Below are 21,274 nucleotides of genomic sequence, written 5' to 3'. Positions count from 1 at the left end.
TGCGATACCACAGCAGATTAATCGTTAATCACTTAAGGCGGATTAGAAAGTGTAACTTAACCCAACATAAGCTGTTCTCGGAGCGCCAGGTTGAATTCGTTCCCTGCCGTAGCGTTTTTCGGCCTGAAGCGCGTATTTTTTATCTGCCACATTAGCAAGGCGAACATGGAGTTTGAGAGCTTCTGACAATTGATAGTTTACTTTTAAGTTTGCAATTGTATACCCGTTGTATTTTTCGGAATTTTCGGCATCCATCCAGTAATCGCCAATGCTTTTGAGTTCAGCAGTGATTTGTAGTCCTTCAAGTAGCGGGCTGGTGTGATTCACTCTTAAGTTGGCGACATACTCTGGCGCCATTTGTAAGCTATTGCCAGTGAGTTCTTTTTCGTCTCTATCTTGTCGGTTTTGATCTTGAATATAGTGTCCAAACTCGTGGTTTGACTGGCTGTAGGCTAACGCTAGCGACCAGTTAGGGCTAAAGGTATAGTTTGCACCGAACTCGAAACCTTGGTGTTTCACTTCACCTGCGTTAGTTCTATAGCTAGCACCTAAATTATCATAGGCAGTTACAATAGCGTCTTTAACGTCCATTACATAATAGGCGACTTCAACCGAGAGTTTGTCTAAATTGGCTTTGTACCCTATCTCATAGGTGTCGGATGTCTCCTCACTGAGAGAGTCTAGTTGAGAGCTGGTTTCCTTGGTTTTAAGGTGATACATTTCTGACGCGGTTGGAAGTCGAATAGCACTTGCATAACGCACATATACGCTAGCATTATCCTGAAGTTTGTAATTCAAACTGGCTTTCGGACTAAAGTGTTCAAATGTGTCACTGCGGCTAGGTATTGAGCGATTATTAAACCCGTCGTCATCGTATGTCGGTAAGTGGTTGTCAAAATCATACTCGTTATAATCATAGCGCAATCCAACGGCGTAACTTAATTGATCATTAAGGTGGCCAATGTGCTGAACATAAGGAGAAATACCCGTGTAGCGGGTAGTATCATTATAGAAAATATGCCCTTTGGGGAACGTTTTACTTGAGCGGCCAGATGTAGTGATAGTGGTTGGCTGATAAGAGTATGCTTCACCTTCAGATCGTTCTATATCGATACCTACTGTAGTTTCAAAGTCACTGCTATGTTCAAAGTTACTTAGAGCCAATAAACCAAGAGATCTCACACTCGATTCAACATTGGGCATATTTGGTTGCCATGTGGCGATATAATCATTACTTCTGTAGCGCAAATAAGGTATGACAGAGGCATAAAAATCTTGGCTTTCATACTGGTATTCGGAGCTCAAGCGCACGTAATTTGTGTCTCGGCGGGGGTCAATATCTAACACGTTTTGTGATAAGCCGGATTGTGTGGGATCAGCCGCAAATTCTTCACTGTTGAGTGCATCAAGCATCTGTTGGTCGAGTGTCGATGCAATTAAGCTTGTTTTGACGCTTTGCTTGTCATCAATGGTCAGTTCATGCAGTACATTAAACTCAGACTTTTTGACGCTACTGTGTGTTCGCCAGCCTTCATTGTTTAGGTGTGCCGCTGAGATTCTAACGCCATTATTATCGGACATTTTATGAACTAGGGCACCATTAAATTTCTGGTAGCCATTTTCTCCAAATGTGGTGGCTAGTTCATTATTGCTGGTATTAACAGGTGCTGAAAGCACGTTTACTGTTGCTGCCACCGCTCCTGAGCCGTATAGACTAGTACCCGCACCTTTGATGACTTCTAACTTTGACGTTGACGAGTTTGTGCTAGCCCACCAAAGCGCATTGTGATTATAGAATGCAGCAGATTGCAGTGGCACATTGTCTTGAAGGTAAAGGGTATAACCGCCATAGTTTATGGGCATACGGATTGCGGCATTGTGTCCTTGTCCGCCAGAAAGTTGGTTTAACAATACACCCGAAATTGTTTCCAAAGATTCTGAGACATGCTGTGCATTATCATTTCTTATCACATCTTCTGATACGCTACCTACACTGAGTGCTAAGTCTGTATTCGCTTTGGCTGTACGGCTTGCTGTGACAATAATTTGCTCAATATCATCAGCTGCACCTTGCTGTGCAACGGCAATATCAGCTTGTAAAAGTGCAATAGTAATCAGTGAATAAGAAAAGCCTGATTTCATTATGCTTGTTCCTTAGTTATTTTTAGTAATTCGTTGTTATTTAAGTCACGTTGCTTTCTCGCCCGACGCTGGCGAGCTGTTCTAGCAAAATATATGCTAGTGCCTAGTATCGCAACGGAGACTAGCCCAAGACAAATTATTGCGATAACACTGTCGCGAAGATCTTTGCCAATCGGGTTTAAAAAATGATATTTGTGCAAGTAACCAAAATGCCAGCTACGCGCATTTTGCCATGTATCGTCGACTGCTGCGATATAACCAGTGTGAGGTTCGACGCTATAAAGTGTGCTTGGACTTTGCTCAAACCTGAGCTGGATAACAGGCAGACGCTTATTGATAAAGCCATAGGTTGGCCCAAACTTATCAATTTTTTCAGCGTGAAAAACTTGGCCTCTTACATCCAATTGAGTAGACAAAACCTGCTCGGCGAGGAGTTGGTTAGTTACATTTTTTGGCGCATCTTGCCAATACGAAAACTGCATTCTGCGTTTGTTGAAGGTAACGACTTGGCTGTAAATTTCACCCTTAATAGCAACAAGCTGGAAGTTATCGCCATTTGCTAATGCAAGAGCTTGTATCGGGTCATGGGTCAAAGCTTGAGTATTCAACGTATTGTTTGGTGCAACTTGCCGAAACGATTGAGGGTAAAACTTATCGATTAAAATGTGCATACTGCTTGAAGAAAAGCCGAGTAAACATAAGCTGAGAGAAAGGCCTGCTGTACGGTGCATTGTTTGAGTATTTAGATGTGTAGATTTAATGCGCGACCAAAGTAGGCTATACGCAATAAGTCCCAGAAGTGCCATAACGAATAGGGCACTACTTATCAACAGCATGGGGATTATACGTACAATACTATTACGCTCACCTATAAACTGCCAAGTATGTAGTTGCTTAAACCAATAAGACAGAGATTCGCGCATCGGTGTATTGTGTGCGGTAACTCTTTTACCAAGCGTATCGATATATAAGAGGTTGCCATTGTCTAAGGTAAAGCGGTATGCCGGAAGAACGCGGTTTATTTCGGGATAGGCTGGACTAAACTGCGTAATTAATCTTGATTCAACTATATTTGCTTTAGACCATTTACTCGCTAAAGATTGGGCATATTGATGATCAGTTAGATTCGATACTTGCCCATCAATGGGCAAGTAGTGGACCAGCAATTCATTAAACTTAACTTCCCTAATTTGGTAGTAATAGCGCCCATCATATTGTATTAGGCTTGCATGACTAAAGTGTTCTATACGCGCTTTATTCAGCAGATCTCTCAACTGTGCATAATTTTGTAAATATTGCGTATTAACCTGAACAGGCGCTGCATCGATCCTAGGCGCTTTTGCAAAGTGCGACATGATAGGGTGCAGTAAACCAGAAAGAGCCCAAATTAGGAAAGGTACCAGGCAAAAAAGGGCTATTCGCCTATGCCATTTTAGCAGCCGTTTAAGCATATGATTATTATTATATTGAGGATAATTTTCATATTATATGTAACGAGTGCTGAGAATGGCATGTGACAAATTGTCGCATGTTGGCTGCATTTACTTAACACTGCCAGTACCTAGCAAGTTGTAAGCAAATGTGAGTGCCTATATACAGGCATCTTTTTGGCTGATACATTATTAAAAGAATCGAAATAGGATTGTGCGTTAATTTATTTAAATAACATCCTATTTTGTTCAAGCATTGATAGCACCTCAAATATTATAAAAAGGAACTGGCATGTTTATCGTCACACTAAATTATTTAGTTGGTTTATCTGAAGTTGATAAGTATTTACCACTACATGTTGAATATTTGGACAAGTGTTACGACGATGGCATTTTTTTAATGTCTGGTCGTACTGAGCCTAGAACTGGTGGGGTGATTTTGGCAACTTCTACCTCGAAAGAGCAGCTGGAGACGGTTTTAAGTGAAGATCCCTTTTTTAAAACGGGTATAGCTGAGTATCAAGTCACAGAGTTTGTCCCTTCTAAAACAGCTAAGGAACTTGATTATTTATTATAAAAAATTAGGCAAAGAAGATTAATTCAATCGAATAATTTATATATTAAAGACGCTTTGTGAATTAGTTAATATTTTGAATCACAACAGATACCTTCGCACATTATTTGAATGATGAATGGCCTGCTTTTGGCGGCACTATAAAAAATTGCCGCCATACTAACCTCTAAGTAAATCAACGTAAACCAAGACTTTAAAAAGCACTGCCGCTTCAAACTATGTGCGAAAATAAGACTATTACACTCTTTGGTTATGTTCTATCTCAAAGTAAGTGTACATATTAATGCTCTATATCATCTTATATTATGATTTTGGTAAATGCAGGTTTAATTTTTTACGTTAAAATGTTTTTGTTTGTTAATTTGGTGGTTTGAAATTATAAATGCTTTAATAATAGGAAGTAGCATAATGATTAGGTTCGCGAATAAGGGGGACGCGGTCAGTTTAACTGCACTGGCACTCCAAGTATGGTTTAACACATATACAGTAGATGGAATGCGAAGAGAGTATGCTGATTTTGCAATAAACCACTTTACAACGGACTACTTTAGCAACCTTTTATCACTGAAAGACTACGAGATATTGGTATATGAACGCCAGGAAGCAATTTTAGGTTTGGCCGTTGTTAACAAAAGCTCATTTTTTGAGGGGCCTGACAATGGCTACGAGTTAGAAAAGCTTTATGTACATACACACTTTCATGACAAAGGTGTGGGGAGCGCACTTGTGAATGCGGTGCGAAAAAACTTTGGCGCACCATTTTGGCTATATACCTGGACTGAGAATGCCGCTAATTCATTTTATAAGCGCTTGGGGTTTAAGCAAGCTGGCGAGTTAAGCTTTGAGTTTGCCGGCAGCACTATTACAAATAATGTTTATATAAGCCCACCATAAAAATACTGGGCTTTATCAATATGCAACTTGCTACTGATTTGAACCTAAGCGTTCAAGTTTTGTGCATGTAGATTCAAAAGGTCATGCATTTTAGTATCACTTAAAAGTCTAAGCCGACTGATTGAGCAGTTGCGAGATGACTTCCCTCGCTTGGTCAAATTCAAAGTCTTCGATTAGCTCAACAAGTTGATTACAGGTCTCTTCGCTAATTTTATGTTTTGTTTTAAGTTCTTGCACCTTCTCGACCGATTGGGTATCGCAGCTTAAAAGCAGTTCTTCTAGCTCTATGAAATCATCCCGTGACAGGTTTAAAGGCACCACATTCGACACTTTTTGCTCTGGTGCTGCAGTTTCTTGAGGTTGAGATTCAGATAATGCTTGATGTAACTCCCGTAAGTATTGAGTCATCACTTCAATGTTTTCAGAAGGAACCTTCTCGCCTTTTGAAATTGCAGACTCAATATCCGATGCTTGTTTTGATAACTCATCAATACACAGATTTGCACTTGCCCCTTTCAGTGAGTGCGCAATGCGTTCTGCGTGTTCTAAATCACCAATAACGAGCGCTTGGCTTAAGTTGATAGTTTCTTCAATTTGGTTTCTAGCAAACTTCCTGATGATGTTCCAAAATGCTTTTTCGTTGCCGCCAAGCCGCTTAATTGCGCATTCAACATTTACACCTTTCAAGCTGGGTGTTTGATGGGTATCTTCTACCGGCTCGGGGCTTTTCTCTTGCTTTGGTGTTGCAATTGATGGTTTAGGCTTTGCTCCGCGCTTTGTTGATAAGTGTGACTTTATTGTTTCCGCCATCTGGTTAAAGTTAATGGGCTTACCTATATGGCCATCCATACCTGCCTGTTCACATTTTTCGAGGTCTTCTTTCATCACATTTGCTGTCATCGCAACGATGGGTAATGTGTCAAATTTACTGTTTTTTCTAATGTTTTTCGCTGCGCTATAACCGTCCATAACCGGCATTTGAATATCCATAAGAACAATATCGAACTGCTCTTCGTTGACCATATCAACAGCAATTTGCCCATTGTCAGCAATTTTGACTGCTAAATTGAGTGAGCAAAGCATTTCATTGGCGATTTCTTGATTTGTGCTGTTGTCTTCCACCAAAAGCACTTTTTGCTGGTTAAATTCTATTTGTTCTGATTGCGACGTGTGTGTTGAGGCAACACCAGAAGTCTGTGGTGTGAGTTTGAATGACTCCATAATCGCGTCTAACAAGATGGATGCGTTAACTGGTTTTAGAATAATTGCATCGATCAAATCATGGATCTCGGCATTCATGCCAATGTCTGTGCCATAGGCCGTCACTAAGATATATTTAGGCTCTTCTTCGAGTTCGAGTGACTTTATATGCTTAATAGCATCGATACCGCTCATATGCGGCATTTTCCAGTCCATAAAGATGATGTCGTATTTACTCGCTTGCACCAATTCAACGGCACCTGCACCACTGGCACTACAAGTAACATTGAACTTCATAGCTTTGAGTAAATTCGTGAGAATAGACCGTGCACTCTCATTATCATCAACAACCAGAACGCGTTTCCCTGTTAATTGGCTGTCTGGACAAATGACGTTGGTCAGCTTGGCTGACTGCAATCCACAGCGCGTAGTGAAGTAAAACTCCGAGCCATTGCCTTCTTCACTGTTTACCCCAATACTGCCATCCATAAGCTCGACAAGTTTTTTCGAAATGCTCAAACCGAGCCCTGTACCACCGTACTTTCTCGTAATGGAACCATCGGCTTGAGAAAACGCCTGAAACAGCTTATCTTGCTGCGCTTGTGACATGCCAATACCTGTGTCTTTGACGCTGAACTTTAATGTTGCTGTATTTTCTTGCTGCTCTACAGTGGTAACAGAGATTGTTATTTCCCCTTGCTCTGTAAACTTGATGGCGTTACCGCATAAGTTAATAAGCACCTGACCTAACCTTAGGGGATCCCCTATAAGGCTTATCGGTACATCTGGCGCAATATCCAGCAGCATTTCAAGGCCTTTCTCTTGCATGCGTATCACATTGATGTTGACCACGTTATCGAGCACTTCTTGCAGTGAGAAATCAATTTGCTCAACTTCTAATTTTCCCGACTCAATTTTTGAAAAGTCTAAAATATCGTTTATTATCCCAAGTAAACTCTTGGCTGCTTGGTCAATCTTGTTTACGTAGCCAGATTGCTGTTCAGTGAGGTCCGTTCTCAAAGCCAAATGACTCATGCCAATGATTGCGTTCATGGGTGTGCGGATCTCGTGGCTCATGTTCGCTAAAAATTCACCTTTTGCGGTGCTCATTTCGTCGGCTTTGTCTTTTGCAAGTCTCAGCTCTAACTCCATTTGTTTGCGCTCTGTTACGTCTAATAACAGGCCTACGACACCTGCTAGTTCATTTTCAGCGTTAGTAAACACGGCCTCGTAGACAATGAAGTTACGTGGCGTATTTTCGGAATTATTTATAGTGATCTCGTAGTGCTGGTTGGAATTACCAGTGAGTAAATCTTGATGTGATTGCTCAAACACTTGAGCGATTTCATAATTGAAGATGTCTTCTGCAGTTGCGTCTAACACATCTGCGTCAAATGTCCCAAAATACTGGTGAAAAACGCTATTAACTCCCAAATATTTGCCGTCGCTATTTTTGTAGTACATTGGGCTTGGAATGGCATCGAGAATTTTTTTATTGAGCTCTAATTGTTCTACAATGCGTTTTTCTGCTTTGGATTGTAGATCAATATTTTGTGTGAGTTGCAGGCTGACTGCTAAGTCGTTAATTACAGACTTAATCCATTTATAGTCTTGATCTGTCAATGCAACTAAGCTGCCCAGCTCTAATAAGCCTATGCTGTCATTGCTCACCACCAGAGGAAAGTAATAAAGTTCACAGATTGATAGTTTTTCGCCGTTGAGCTCAATGGCGTACTGATCCTTCTCAAACTTCATAGAGTAGGGCTTTTGCGTGCTTAGTACATGAAAATGGATAGAGTCGTAATTGCTGTAAGTTTTTGCAGAATTGCAGCTGTACCCAGTTCCAGCCACGCGATTTAGCACTTTTTGTTCTTCAAAGACATAAAGCCCCAGTAATGGCACGGAAAGGCGCTGTTCTAAAAACTGTAGCAACTCTTCACCAAGTTCGTGGGGGTTCTTTTTGCCTCGAAGAGCAAGACCAAAGTCTTTCATAATCGTGTTAAATTCTAGTTGCTCTGACAAGTCACCCAGTAACTTATTCATTGATTTGGACAGGTCTGAGAGGTCGCCTTTTACTGACTCGTCCAAAGTAAAGTTGTAGTTACCTTGCTCAACATTGCTGACGACTTGTTTTTGAATTGATGCCACAGGGTTGATGTAAAGCCGCCAAAGTAAATAAAACGACAGAGCAATATTAACCAACAGCACTATATTAAAAATGTTTCTGAGAAAGTAAGCATTACTTAAACTGGTTTGGTGGCTTTCTAGCTCAGTTGTGAGACGTGATTCAATGGCTCTATGCGCCTCGCCAATTGCAGACATAATCTTTGATTTTTCAACTAAGTAGTTATCACTGAACAAGATTTTTTGCGCACTTACAAGATCAGGGTCTGCATCTTTTACCCAGTTTCCGTACTCGTCTTTGTGTATGCCTTCAATTGCATTAAAAGCTCGCCTTTCGAGGCTTACAAGAGAGTTTGAGGTTGAAAGCGCATTTTGCATTTGTAACAGTTCAAAGTCTTGCGCGCCGAGCTGTTGAAAGCGCTCAATAATGTTGTGGCCATCTGTGATTCTTTCATATTGCGGCAAGCTGGAGTGGGGCGCAGCCAAGCTATCCCAGTAATCATAGGTATTTGCATTTTCGGCGATCACTTTGCCATCGCGGACAAGCAGAGTGTAACTAAATAACTGCTGCCATTTATCGTTTCCTGTGACAGCATAAGCCCTTGCAAAGTTGGTTAGATTATCCGAACTGAGTTTCAGCTCGTGGGCCAGCTCAGTGAGCTTAAATAATTGGGTTTGTTTTGCAGATAGCGCGCTTACTTCGGTTTTCACATAGTAAGACATCAGCCCAATCCCGATGCTGACGAGGAGCATGATTGAGAATGTGATAAAAAAGCTGATTCTTAAACTTTTCATCGGATCCGGTCCAATCTTGGCGTTTCACTAATAATAGACCTATATTTTTGTGTGTGGTGAACAATTGTCCAACAAATCAATAGAAGGGACTATGGAACAGCAAAAAACAGTGCTAGTGGTTGATGACGTTAAAGAGAATTTAGCTTTCATGACGGAGATCATTAAGGATAAATACCGCGTGCTGGCAGTAAAAAGTGGCGAAGCTGCAATTTCAGTCGTCGCCAAAAACAATGTCGATATTATTTTGCTTGATGTTGTTATGCCTAATATGAATGGCTATGAAGTAATTAAGTATTTGAAATCACACGAGGTTTATAGCGAAATACCGGTTATTTTCCTGACTGCGAAAACCAGCGTTGAAGACGAAGAAAAAGGCTTTTTACTGGGGGCGTGTGACTATATCAACAAGCCCATTAGCCCTCCGATCTTGCTAGCTAGGTTGAATACTCACCTTTTAAACAAAGAATCCAAAGATATCCTTAAAAACAAAAATGATTATTTAGAAGAGGAAGTTCAAAAACGCACCGAACAAATGTCTAGGTTGCAAGACGTGACTATTCAGGCGATGGCTAGTTTGGCTGAAACGCGAGATCAAGAAACCGGAAATCATATTCGCCGAACACAGCTATACGTTAAGTTACTCGCTACCATTATTAGTGAAAAAGATAAGTACAAAGAAGTACTTACATCTGAAACAATCAACAACTTTTATAAATCAGCCCCTTTGCATGATATCGGCAAAGTGGGTATTCCGGATAATGTGTTACTCAAACCAGGTCGTTTAACCGCCGATGAGTTTGAAATAATGAAAAACCATACAGTGTTTGGCCGCAATGCAATTGAGACGGCTGAGTCAGCGCTTGGTCAAACAGATAGCTTTTTACAAACAGCAAAAGAAATTTCCCATTACCACCATGAAAAGTGGGACGGTTCGGGATATCCAATGGGATTGAAGGGGGACGAAATACCGCTTAGCGCTCGCTTAATGGCCATAGCGGACGTTTATGACGCGTTGATCAGCAAGCGGGTATACAAGGATGCAATGGAGCACGATAAAGCAATTGCAATTATGAGAGAGGGACGTGGGACGCACTTTGACCCGGAATTACTCGACGAGTTTTTGCAAAAAGAGGATTTGTTTTTTGATATTTCCCAACAGTATCGAGACTAGCATCTAATTGGGGGTGGTATGAAATACACTGTATTATTAGTGGACGACGATGAAGTTAATCATGATATTGCTAGGACGATGTTAGGCGATGAGCATGAGTATTTTTCGGCGTTTAATGGTGATGAAGCGTTAGCGTTGTTTGATGAACGAAAATATGATGCGGTATTGCTTGATGTTGTCATGCCGGGCATGAATGGTTACGAAGTGTGCAAAGCAATACGAAACAAGCATGTCAACTCAGATACACCAGTATTATTTGTCTCTTCTAAAGACTGCATAGAAGATAAATTAGAAGGTTTTAAAGCAGGAGGAGATGATTATATCACTAAGCCTTTCGATGCTGATGAATTGAGCTTTCGAATAGAGCGGCTAGTGAAATACAGCAGTGAAATTGACACTTTAAAAGTAAACTGTGAGACCGCTGAAGAAGTCACTATGACGGCAATCACGAGTTGTAGTGAATTGGGGCAATGTTTGGAGTTTATCGAAAAGTCTTATCAGTGTAATACGCTGTCAGACTTATCTAGTGCCATTTTAGAAACCTGTACTAATTTAGATTTAAATGCCTCGGTTCAAATTGGCTTGCTCGGCGAGTTTAGAGACTTTTGTAACTTTGGCGCAATTAACCCGCTAGAGAGCGAGCTACTTAAAAAAGGACGAGAGAGTAAAACGGTCATTAACATTGAGAAGCGCAGCTTTTTTAATAGCTGTTACTGCTCACTACTTGTGAAAAACATGCCCATTGAGGACGACGAAAAATATGGCCGGTTTAATGATATTTTGGCTTTGATTGTCAGGGGGGCCGATGCCCGACTTAGGAGCTTACAAACGAATATTCAGGCTATTCAAGCCAAAAATAAAGGCCTAAGAGAATTAAGCCAAGTTGCGAGTAGAGACTTAGAAGACATTGAGTCAGTGTTTAAGAATTACAGCCAATCATGCCAAGAGTTAGTTGAAGGGCTCATTTTTGAAGTCGAAGAGTCGATCGTAGATTTTGGTTTGAGTGATTCACAAGAGCAGCAGTTAAGAGATACGCTTGATAGTGCCAAAGATGACTTACAGCAAGTGCAAGAGCACTCTGAAGATATGTCTGCAACGTTTAATGACTTCTTTATCAAACTTGAAAAACTCATTGATTAGCTGTCAAATTAATAACTAATAGATGGAAAGGGCGCATGTTTGTTGTGTGCCCATATTTTAGCCAGACCCTTTTCACACCACCGTCTTTCATCTTCATTACTTTTTATTGGATTGGCCTGAATCAATCAGTACACACTGAATTTTATACGTTGCTACCTAGCAATACAAAGTGCCCGCAAAAATCACTCTTTTAGAGTTAAAGTTCAACATGATAGTGACACAATTCACACCCAAAATGGAAACTGATTGATTACACGGTAATCGACATTTCATAAAATAAAAGGAAATATAGCAATGAAAAAATTACTGTTAGGTGCTTTGTTAGCTTCTGGTTTTGCTTCACTTTCTGCTTCTGCAAATACCATTTTCACGTGTGATGGATTGGTCGACGACGTGAGATATAACGGTTATCAATATGTCATTGAGTTTAAGAACGTATATGGTGTTTATCAGGACTCAGCAAAAATCCAGCAAGACTACTTATTGGGCCAAGCACTGAAAGCTGAAAGTGACGGTCGTAAAGGCATTTACTACACATTAGTTGTTCAGTCTGACGAAGGCGATAGACGTTGTCGTGACAACGATGGTAGCCTAACTTTACTCGCGTTAGTAAAGAAATAAGCTTCTTGGCTAATATAAGGTCCTAAGGGGCCTTATATTCAAATTGTTCGAGCTTTGCTTATCAATACGCTAAGCTGTACTAAGATTCTATTTCATCGCTCTCCTTTTTCGCGTTTAGACCAAATCACTTAAGCTTCATTGTCAATGACTTCAATTCTAGTTTATGTCTTAATTTTCAATTAATTCACTTGAGTTTCCATGATGTATACAAGACAATCCATATGCAATTGATAATAGTTATCAGTTGCGTATAACCCTAGAAAGGAGCTTTATGGGATGTCTGTAAAATCTAATACTCTAAAACAAACAGCTAGTTTACTAACTTTTATAGGTGGTCTGACTGTTTCCCACACTTTGTTGGCAGCGACTGCCGAAATGCAAATGAGTCCAGAAGAGCGTGATTGCATGGCATTACGCTTTGATGACTTTGCAAAACTAGAAGACGGTGAAGCTGCAACCAATGTCATTGAATCTCGTTTCGTCAAGCGTTATGAAATGAATGAAACTGAGGCTCTTTGGGCCTATAAATACAGCAGGTTGATGGGGGCACCCATTGCAAAATCGCAAAAGCACTTACCAGATCATTGCTTAGTGCGGGGATACGTGACACCAACAATTCGCTTTGAACTACGCTTACCTGCTCGTGCGCAATGGAATCAAAAGTATTTACTCAATGCATGCATGGGATTTTGCGGGGATGTCAGTCCTTACCCACCCATGGCAGGTATAGTAAGGCGTTATGCAACCATGAGCCATGATGGTGGGCATACCGCTTATGGTTTTGATGGTAAGTGGGCAAGAAATAATGAGCAGGGTAAAATTGACTTTGCCTATCGTGCTAATCATGTCGTCGCTGTGGCAGCCAAAGCAATTATGGAAAAGTACTATCACACTCAGCCTCAGTATTCATTTATTACAGGTTGCTCTAAAGGTGGGCACGCAGGTGTAATGGCTGCAAAACGCTATCCCAATGACTTTGATGGGGTGATAGCAAGAGGCCCGACTATTAATTATACAAATGTGAATTTAATCAATTGTATGGATAACGCGCGCGCAATACTCGATGAGCGAGATGAGCCGATTTTCGCCCCAAGTGACATTCCTAAAATCGCTCAAGCTGCTATGGCACGTTGCGATGCATATGACGGTTTACAAGATGGGGTGATTAGCGATCCGAGACTTTGTGATTTTGATCCTCAAACTTTAGCCTGTGAAGCTGGGCAAGTACAAAATTGTTTTTCACAGCAACAGGTCGACGCAGTTAAAGCGCTTTATGAGCCTTCTCGCAATTCACAAGGTGAGGTCATTTATGGCGGCTTACCCTATGGTTCTGAAGTCGAGTGGATGGGATGGGTTGCACCGCAGTTGGCTCAGCTCAAACCATTCCATTATTATGCAGCGACAGAATATTTGAAATATATAGCTTATCCTGAAGCGCTGCATGTGGATTATAATTGGCGAGACTTCTCCTATGAAGACGAAGCTGAAAACCTCGCTGAAATAAGCAAAATGATTGATGCTGACGACCCCGATTTACGTGCATTTAAAAATCGAGGTGGAAAAATGCTGGTATTGCACGGCTGGGCAGATGCCGCGATCCCTGCTTATGCGACCATCGATTGGTACGAAAGGGTCGAAGGCTTCATGGCTAGCCAAAAACAGGAAGTACGTGATTTCAGTCGACTGTTTTTATTACCAGGGGTGATACATTGTGGTATCGATGGGCCTGGGAACGCTACATTTGATGCAATGAAGGCCTTGGAAGAGTGGGTGATTGGTGGCGTCGCCCCAAATAGTCTGCTTACTCAGAAGGAAAATGCTCAAGGTGAGGTGATCCGAGAGCAGCCAGTATTTCCTTACCCAATTCAGGCTGTTTATGATGGCAAAGGTGACCCTAATAAAGCGACCAGTTTTCATGCCGGTTTTTTAAGTAAATAGTTAAGTGGTAAAGAGCGGTGCTACAGCACCGCTTTTTAGGTTACTTGATGAAGTACTTCAATTCATCCTGCTCGGTATATGCGTAAATTGTATTGTAAGGCCAAACTGAGAATGGGCGCTCTGGGTTTCCATTGAACACTGCGGCACCTGCGATATGGTATTGGTAGTAACCGGTGTTATCTGCCAATTGCGCCATGGTGAAGGTACCCGAGTCAACGTAATTACATGCAACACCTGTTGGCTCCGAACGGAAGATATTTAATCCTTCCATATGTGCTGTATTGTTGAATGTTGCAGTGAGGTTTGCAGCTGTGGCATCTAGCAGGCTTTGACAACCTACGCCGGTTGGGTTAGTGACATTATAAGCCGAGATCATAGATACCTTTTGGTTCTCATCGATAAACATGAGTCCCTCGGTCATTGTCGCTCTCAGTGCTTGCCATCGAGCAGAAGCCAAAACACCATATTGGTCAACTTTTACCGGATCTTTCTCAAGCTTCCTTTCTAGGCCATCAGCATGGTTGGCAAACAGGGTCCAGCCTCCCCCTAATGTGTCCATATCACAGTATACGGTAAAAGGTGTGACGCCATCTGCGCCATCTGGGTCTATCCTATAATATCCAGATGTAGCCCCAGAATTTTTCTGCTGAATGTCTCGACAGTTTGTTCCTTGCGCAGTGTTAGGGTCTAAGCCAAATTCATCGATGAAAAACCCGTAGTATTCCATTTCGTCAATTTGGGTACGGCTTGAAGAGCCGTGAGTTGATTGTACTAACAGTCTAAAGTAAGTACCTGCGGCTGGGCGTTGAAGTGTAACTAGCGCCTTTCCTTTTTCCATTGTTAAGTGTTCGTGGTCAACAAAGTTTATGCCATCATCCGATACCTGCAATATCGCCTCTTTAGGCGTTCTTGGGGCAAAATTAGCATCATGCATTGCGACTTGGGTACTAAATGCGGTGATCACGGCCTTTTTGGCAAATGCAACTTGTAACCATTCATTGTTGTTAGCTGGTCCAAGCCAGATACCATGAGAGATATAATCACCCGCATCTAGGTTTATCTTTCTGTCAGGAGCTGTGTAATATAGGTGCCCATCAAACGCGCCGGCTGGTGTAAAGCCCGAAACGGTTGCGCTCGCTGAGTAGTTTGCAGGTTGTAAAGAGTTAGTGTAAACCAGAGCGATGTTTTTGTTAGGTCCAGTTTCTTGTCCAAAAATGGCTTTGCGCGACGCACTTGGATCTAGCATATCACAATAATAATACACGCCTTTCTCGCCACCAGGGCCGTCTGCGTCAATCAAATAGATGCCACTTTGTGCAGATGGATTAGATGCGAGCACATTGGCGCAGCTTGAACCATCACTTGGGAATACTTCTTTGTTTAATACAGTAAGCATGGCTAAGAGCTCATCATACTTGGCCATCAGCATTCTATCTGCTGAATCAGCGTACCCTTTCGTAACTAAGTGATTCGGCTGAATCGGGGTATTAGCAATGGCATTACCGATAACTTCCAAAGCTGCCGAGGGTGTAGCAGTGCCAACACCAACACTGACATTAGTTGTAACTGTTCCAGCCCCGTCTTGCCAATGCGTGGTTCCCGGTAAACCTTGAATACCCTGTGGTCCTTGCGGGCCAATTGGCCCTCGATCACCTTGGGGCCCAATAGCGCCGGTGGCACCAGTTGCACCCACTTCCCCTTGAAGGCCTTGTAAGCCAGGAATACCTTGTGGGCCTTGTGCACCCTGAACGCCGGTTTCACCTTGTAGACCTTTAAACTCATTCCACACAGTGCCATCGCAAACGAATACCTGTTTTTCTACACTGTTGTAGTACATCGAGCCCTCATGTGCTGTGTCACAAAGCACAGGTGAGCTAGACTGTGGCACAAGACGTAAAGCCCCATTCACTTGCGTATTACCATTTAATGTTTGGCTAAATGCACTAGGTAAGCTCGTACTATCGGTAGGGTTGGTACTATTCAAATATTCAGATAGATTGGTCGCTAGATCGCCATCTAAGTCCGCGTTTGCGTCACTTGGATCAGATGGGTTTAGGCCATGTAAAGTTTCCCAAGCGTCAGGCATGCCGTCGCCGTCAGTATCAAGTGTTTTAGGCGCGACAAGCACGGAGATGTCATCAAAGTCGATGATACTTATCTGCGAGTCCGAGTTCATCAACTCAATGAAAATGGGTTGTGCGGAGTCTATTAAGGTTTGATGAGAACTGTCTGGTGTATATGTGATAGAAATTGTCTGCCATTCACCCTGCACTAATTGCACGCTAGGGGTTAGATCTATGAATTGGCCATTAACCCTAAAACCAATTTTAAAGTTGTAGGCATCGCTGTCATTTCGCCAACCCACTTTTGCAGAAACTGTATATGTGCTCTGCATATCCAGTGCAGTATGTAAATTTTGGCTCAGCTTGGCGCCTGCATTTACAAATCCAATATTATTAATGGCGTCATGTGCAAGATATTGAGATGAAGTAGGGTTGAATATACCCGCATCGTCAATTGAGGATACTTGCCAATGTGTAGACTCTGAGCTTGTTTGTGCTTCTTGCAAGCTAAGTGCACTGAACTGACCATCGCTCACCAGTTCTTGGCTAAAAGCTTGGGTACTTGAGAGGCAAAGGGCTAAAGTTATACCGAGTGATAATTTAGACTTTTTCATTGATATCCTTAATGGTTATTGAGTGTAGAGTAGGTATTTAAAGATTTAGAGCGGGTGTGTCTGAGTAAAGAGTTAAGGTTTTGGTGTGCCTTCTTTACTGATGTTTGGTTTGTTTTCTGGATTCGCACTTGGCTAGAATATCTAGCTTTTCCTGTGAACTTTTGCTGCCCCATCCAACGATTTCATCGATATGGCGAAGGCAACCAATACATATATCCTTATCGTTCAAGCAACAATTCCGAATGCAGGGTGAGGCAACAGTTACCTGTTCCTCAGTCGATTTTTGACCCATATGAATTTCTTACTTTGCTACGTATCTATGGTAATTATGACGGCTTTGTGGGCTTCTTAAAAGTCGTTACTTTGGCTGAATTTTAAATAATGAATTTGTACATAAAACCAGCTTGTTTATTGGATTCACATTTTCTTACTAATTATGTGCTACTTGTGGCTTATCTTATTTCCTAGGCGATTGGTCGTGTACATTAAATACCAGAGGAACTCTTTTGCAAAACATGGGTCTGTGCCTTATAGAGAATGCTTGAAATAACAATAAAATGGTTTAATACCAAGGAGTAAACCACGCATTATGGCAAGTAGAAAATACCAAACTCCTGATGGCGCCGTTTCGTCAAATGAAACATGTCAAAAACAGCGTGCACGAGCAGTGCGAAAACGCTGGATTTTAACTGGTTCTACAAGCGCGGTGCTAGGACAGCTCACGACCCCGATGTTATTTGCAATTTTAGCTCTATTTGGTGCTGACTTGATTGAACTTTATTTCGCCTCTCGTTTAGGGGTGGATGAGCTGACTGCCATGAGCTTCACATTGCCCATACAGGCCACCGTGTTTGCATTTGCTATCGGGTTGGGTATTGTTGTCGCAACTCGGTTGACTCAAGCGCGCAAGGTTGAGGAGCTGGCCGCGGTAAGTTTGATTTTTACAGCCATTGTGGGTGTGCTGTTAGCGGTCATTATCTGGTTTAACTTATTGCCAATACTAAATTTACTGGGGTTTGATGAAACTGTTCCGCAACAACTAAAAGTCTGGCCAACGTTAAAAACATATATGCAGTATCGCTTAAGTGCAGTGGTGCTTTTCTTCATCATTATGGTTGTTTTTGGCTTATTGCGCGCATTTGGTAATATGCGTGCTGCGGCTTGGTTGCTCGTTACGTTTTCTGCAGCTCAAGTTTTAATGAGTGCTTTATTGTTCTCACCCGTAGCACATAGCGTGCAGCTTAGCGGGTTGGAAAAATTAGGGATAGCACATTTCTTTGCTGCGTCTATTGGATGTATATACGCCCTGTTTTTACTCGTAGTAAAAGAAAATATTTCTATTAAAGTAAATTTACTGTCTCAGAAAAGCCGCGCTGCGCTGCGCTGTTTAATTCGATTGTCTGTCCCTGTAGTTGCAATGCAATTGCTCACCCCTATCGCTCAGTCATTACTAATGGGGGTTGTAGCGACGCAAGGTAATGATGCCGTAGCTGCATACGGAGTCGTTATGCGCTTAGAACCAATCGCCTTGCTGCTACCTATGGTCTTAACGACTTCGCTCCCCATTTTTGTAGGTCAAAATTGGGAGGCAAAAAAAGCGCTGAGAGTGAGAAGAGGGGTGAAACTGGCAGTCGTTGTTTGCGTGGTATGGCAGTTGGTTATTGCTACTTTGTTATTCTTAGGAGCTGATATGCTCAGCGTTGGTTTTTGCAAACAGTCAGACGTGAAAGGTGCTATAAACTTTGCTGTGTCAGTATTGCCTATTTCCTATGTGGCACTTGCGGCAGTGATGTTATATGTGAGCTGTTGTAACGCAATAGGGCGAAGCGGTGTGGCGCTTAATTTTAGTATTGTGAGGCTCTTTGTGCTCTCTGTACCAAGTGCCTACATCGGTGCGGCAGTGGCAGGCTTTCATGGGATCGTTTGGGGGTTGACCTTATCTAATTTTATACTAGGTGTATGCTTAGTGCTGTATAGCGCGAAGAAAAATGAAACCTTGTCCGTACAGAAAAAAGTAGTGCTCAGTTAGATATCAAGACAGCTTTCATTGTATTTATTGTTTAGTTATTCGTCATAAATTTCGACAATAACAAAAGGAATAAATATGAAAAACACAGTATTGGCATTGGGCTGTATTACATCTTCTTTAGCACTGAGTGGCTGTAATACGGACCCGAATGTATTGTTAGGATACAGCGCAAACCAATTATGTTCTCGGCACTTTATATCAGATGAGCCTATAGACTTTATTAAACAACGGGTTATACCGGAAGCACTTGGTGCGTTACCCAGTGCTTATAGTCTAGATATCGATCCCACCAAAAAGCATATTTCGATAACTGCCGAAGTCGATGGGCAGAGTCTAACCCGCACCTCTGTATTTCGACAAGGCCTTGGCTGTACCTTACTTCACGAATTGACGCCATCACAATTGCATGCTCAAACACAAGGCTTGCAATTACCAACAGAGCAACCGAGTACGCCATTGCAAAAAGCCATTCGTCATGATGTTTCTTTGGATAAGTTTTTTGCCACAAATCATCTCGACTATACGTGGAGTGACAATACATTTGCCGTTGCTGTAATGTACCAAGGAAAGCTTGTTGCTGAGCAGTATGACGCCCATCACTCAGGCAATACCCGAATGTTGAGCTGGTCGATGGCAAAAACTTTGACGGGGTTACTGACAGGAGTTTTGGAGCAACAAGGTAAGTTAACGTTAGACCAGCAAGTCAGCTTTGGTGAACATTCAATGTCCGTTAAAAACCTACTTAACATGAGCTCTGGTGTGAAATGGGCTGAAACACCAGACATACATGGCTATGAGGATCTAGCTCCTATGTGGTATCACACCGGAGATTCAGTAAATTATGTCTCGAAACTGCCAACAGAATACACGCCAGGCACAAAATTTGAGTATGCGACTGGCACTACCCAGCTACTTAGTGATGTCGTAAAAGTAGCCGCCGGCGGTGATATTCAGTCATTAAATGATGTATATCAGTCTTATCTGTTTGCCCCACTGGGGATAAATAACGCGATAGCCGAGTTTGATGAGGCTGGAAACCTCCGTGGTGGTGCGAGAATGTTCTTGAGTATTCATGACTGGCTAAAAGTGGGGCAATTGTTCAACCAACAAGGTAATTGGGGCGACAAACAAATCGTCTCTCAAAAATGGATAAATGAGGTGATGATGGGGGCTGGTGTGGTTGATCATTATGGCGGTCAATTATGGTTAAATGACCTTGGCATTTGGTTACCATCTTTGCCGAAAGACACAGTGTCATTGCGAGGTCATCGTGGCCAATATGTTGTTATTATTCCTTCAAAGCAGCTGGTCGTTGCTCGATTTGGCGCTTATGGCTCGGTGGTAAATCAGAGTATTGGGCTGGCAAATAAGCGTTTATTTAAAGCGGTTGTAGATGTGATTAAGCAGTTGGAACAGTAAGATTCGATAGCGCCTAGCTGTACAAAATTGGGCGTACAGCTAGGTACTGCTTTTACTTATTTTAAATCAATACTTAGCGCACAGTGGTCGCTCAGCATTTTTTTTGGTTCCATGTTATCAAAGTAGTGGAACTGAGCACTATTTTGGATGTAGTCTGATTTTAAGGTATTTGAAACTAATACGTGGTCAATGGGGGCTGGATAGTATGGATGGCAGCCTGTCAGCATCAAGTTTGCATTAAATAGTGTTGATTTTGTCACATCGTTTGGTGCTTTATCAGCTAAGCCGTTTGGATGATAAAGATCACGGCTGAAACGGTTGTATGGCGCAGAAAGTCTATGGTTGAAATCACCGAGCACAATAAATTGTGCGTTAGCGTTACTTTTGTCTTCAACCCATCTGTCTAACAATGGAACTTGTTTAGCTAACAGCTTACACGAATCTTTGTCTGAACGACGGTAATCGTCTACGAAACAACCACTCTTTAGGTGTACATTGAGCAGGCTCAGTGTTTCGCCACGATAATTAAGTTGTACTTCAAGCGCACTTCTCAAGCCCATCTTTAAATCTGAAAACTGTTTGTGCTGAACAATTTTTTCAACAGTAAATTTCTTCTTAACGGCAAAAGCCACTTTCTGTTGAGTGGAAGCTAAACCGTTGCCACGACAAGTGTAGCTAGGGCTATCGGCACGGTTTGAAATAACCAGCTGCCACTTTTGTGGATCTAACACGGTTTCGAGCGCTTTTACTGAACCAACTTCTTGAAAGGCGATAACGTCAGCGTTTAGCGATTGTGCATAAGTTTGTAACTCTGATAGCTCCTTTTCTGTTCTTGGTCTACAGCCTTCAGTGTTATCTGCCGCCAAATGTTCGATATTCCATGTGACAACGCGCAAGTTACTTTTTGTTTGGTTGTTTTCGTTACTTGGGTTTGTGGCGTTACATGCGGAAGTTAGCAGAGCACAAAGTGCGATGGCACTTGTTTTGAAAGGGTGGTTCATAAGTAGTACAACACTTGAATATTTTTAATAGTGTTATAGTGTATCAAAAATGTTTCAAATAGATTATATAAAAATTTTAATTCATCGCGAATAATTGGGATTTTAACTCAGAAAAATAG

At 41.9% G+C, this 21,274-nt stretch carries 14 protein-coding genes; 8 read left to right on the top strand and 6 right to left on the bottom strand.

Features of this window, described 5'->3' with window-relative positions:
* Positions 1–42 precede the first annotated feature (42 nt).
* Both N480_RS19555 and N480_RS19550 read right to left on the bottom strand, forming a co-directional pair.
* Complete coding sequence (locus N480_RS19555) at positions 43–2,142, bottom strand: TonB-dependent receptor (RefSeq protein WP_063374106.1); 2,100 nt, start codon at positions 2,140–2,142, stop codon at positions 43–45.
* Complete coding sequence (locus tag N480_RS19550) at positions 2,142–3,593, bottom strand: PepSY domain-containing protein (protein ID WP_063374105.1); 1,452 nt, start codon at positions 3,591–3,593, stop codon at positions 2,142–2,144. The genes N480_RS19555 and N480_RS19550 overlap by 1 nt, the downstream gene beginning before the upstream one ends.
* Before the next feature lie 271 nt (positions 3,594–3,864).
* Here N480_RS19550 and N480_RS19545 point away from each other — a divergent pair, with 271 nt between their 5' ends.
* Both N480_RS19545 and N480_RS19540 read left to right on the top strand, forming a co-directional pair.
* Positions 3,865–4,149, top strand: coding sequence for a YciI family protein (locus N480_RS19545; protein ID WP_063374104.1), 285 nt, complete (start codon positions 3,865–3,867; stop codon positions 4,147–4,149).
* A 405-nt stretch (positions 4,150–4,554) separates the two neighbouring features.
* The gene (locus N480_RS19540) at positions 4,555–5,040 is read left to right on the top strand and encodes a GNAT family N-acetyltransferase (RefSeq protein WP_063374103.1); all 486 of its coding nucleotides are present in this window, start codon (positions 4,555–4,557) and stop codon (positions 5,038–5,040) included.
* Between the two features lie 108 nt (positions 5,041–5,148).
* Here the strand turns inward: N480_RS19540 and N480_RS19535 are convergent, their stop codons facing one another.
* Positions 5,149–9,159 carry a PAS domain-containing hybrid sensor histidine kinase/response regulator gene (locus N480_RS19535; protein WP_063374102.1) on the bottom strand — a complete coding sequence of 1,337 codons (4,011 nt, stop codon included), beginning with the start codon at positions 9,157–9,159 and terminating at the stop codon, positions 5,149–5,151.
* Positions 9,160–9,250: 91 nt separating this feature from the next.
* On the opposite strand from N480_RS19535, the gene N480_RS19530 reads away from it, so the two are divergent.
* From N480_RS19530 to N480_RS19515, 4 genes are all read left to right on the top strand, one after another.
* Positions 9,251–10,330, top strand: a complete 1,080-nt coding sequence (locus N480_RS19530) for an HD-GYP domain-containing protein (protein ID WP_063374101.1) — start codon at positions 9,251–9,253, stop codon at positions 10,328–10,330.
* A gap of 18 nt (positions 10,331–10,348) precedes the next feature.
* Positions 10,349–11,470: a response regulator gene (locus N480_RS19525; RefSeq protein WP_063374100.1), complete on the top strand. Its 1,122-nt coding sequence runs from the start codon at positions 10,349–10,351 to the stop codon at positions 11,468–11,470.
* Positions 11,471–11,764: 294 nt separating this feature from the next.
* Positions 11,765–12,091, top strand: a complete 327-nt coding sequence (locus tag N480_RS19520; protein WP_063374099.1) for a hypothetical protein — start codon at positions 11,765–11,767, stop codon at positions 12,089–12,091.
* Positions 12,092–12,367: 276 nt separating this feature from the next.
* Positions 12,368–14,029 carry a tannase/feruloyl esterase family alpha/beta hydrolase gene (locus tag N480_RS19515; protein ID WP_063374098.1) on the top strand — a complete coding sequence of 554 codons (1,662 nt, stop codon included), beginning with the start codon at positions 12,368–12,370 and terminating at the stop codon, positions 14,027–14,029.
* A gap of 40 nt (positions 14,030–14,069) precedes the next feature.
* Here N480_RS19515 and N480_RS19510 read toward each other — a convergent pair whose 3' ends face one another.
* Positions 14,070–16,706 carry a fibrinogen-like YCDxxxxGGGW domain-containing protein gene (locus N480_RS19510; RefSeq protein WP_063374097.1) on the bottom strand — a complete coding sequence of 879 codons (2,637 nt, stop codon included), beginning with the start codon at positions 16,704–16,706 and terminating at the stop codon, positions 14,070–14,072.
* A gap of 94 nt (positions 16,707–16,800) precedes the next feature.
* Entirely contained in the window at positions 16,801–16,998 is a 198-nt protein-coding gene (locus N480_RS19505; protein WP_063374096.1) for a DUF1289 domain-containing protein, read from the bottom strand.
* 297 nt (positions 16,999–17,295) lie between these two features.
* On the opposite strand from N480_RS19505, the gene N480_RS19500 reads away from it, so the two are divergent.
* Together N480_RS19500 and N480_RS19495 are read left to right on the top strand one after the other, a co-directional pair.
* Entirely contained in the window at positions 17,296–18,735 is a 1,440-nt protein-coding gene (locus N480_RS19500; protein WP_063374095.1) for an MATE family efflux transporter, read from the top strand.
* A gap of 75 nt (positions 18,736–18,810) precedes the next feature.
* Positions 18,811–20,154, top strand: coding sequence for a serine hydrolase domain-containing protein (locus N480_RS19495; protein ID WP_063374094.1), 1,344 nt, complete (start codon positions 18,811–18,813; stop codon positions 20,152–20,154).
* 56 nt (positions 20,155–20,210) lie between these two features.
* Here N480_RS19495 and N480_RS19490 read toward each other — a convergent pair whose 3' ends face one another.
* On the bottom strand, positions 20,211–21,155 hold the full coding sequence (locus N480_RS19490; protein WP_063374093.1) for an endonuclease/exonuclease/phosphatase family protein: 945 nt from the start codon (positions 21,153–21,155) through the stop codon (positions 20,211–20,213).
* Positions 21,156–21,274 lie beyond the last annotated feature (119 nt).

The sequence above is a fragment of the Pseudoalteromonas luteoviolacea S2607 genome (assembly GCF_001625575.1).
Lineage (GTDB): Bacteria > Pseudomonadota > Gammaproteobacteria > Enterobacterales > Alteromonadaceae > Pseudoalteromonas > Pseudoalteromonas luteoviolacea_E.
Note: the sequence above shows the minus strand (reverse complement) of the source record. Positions and strands in the feature narration are given on the sequence as shown.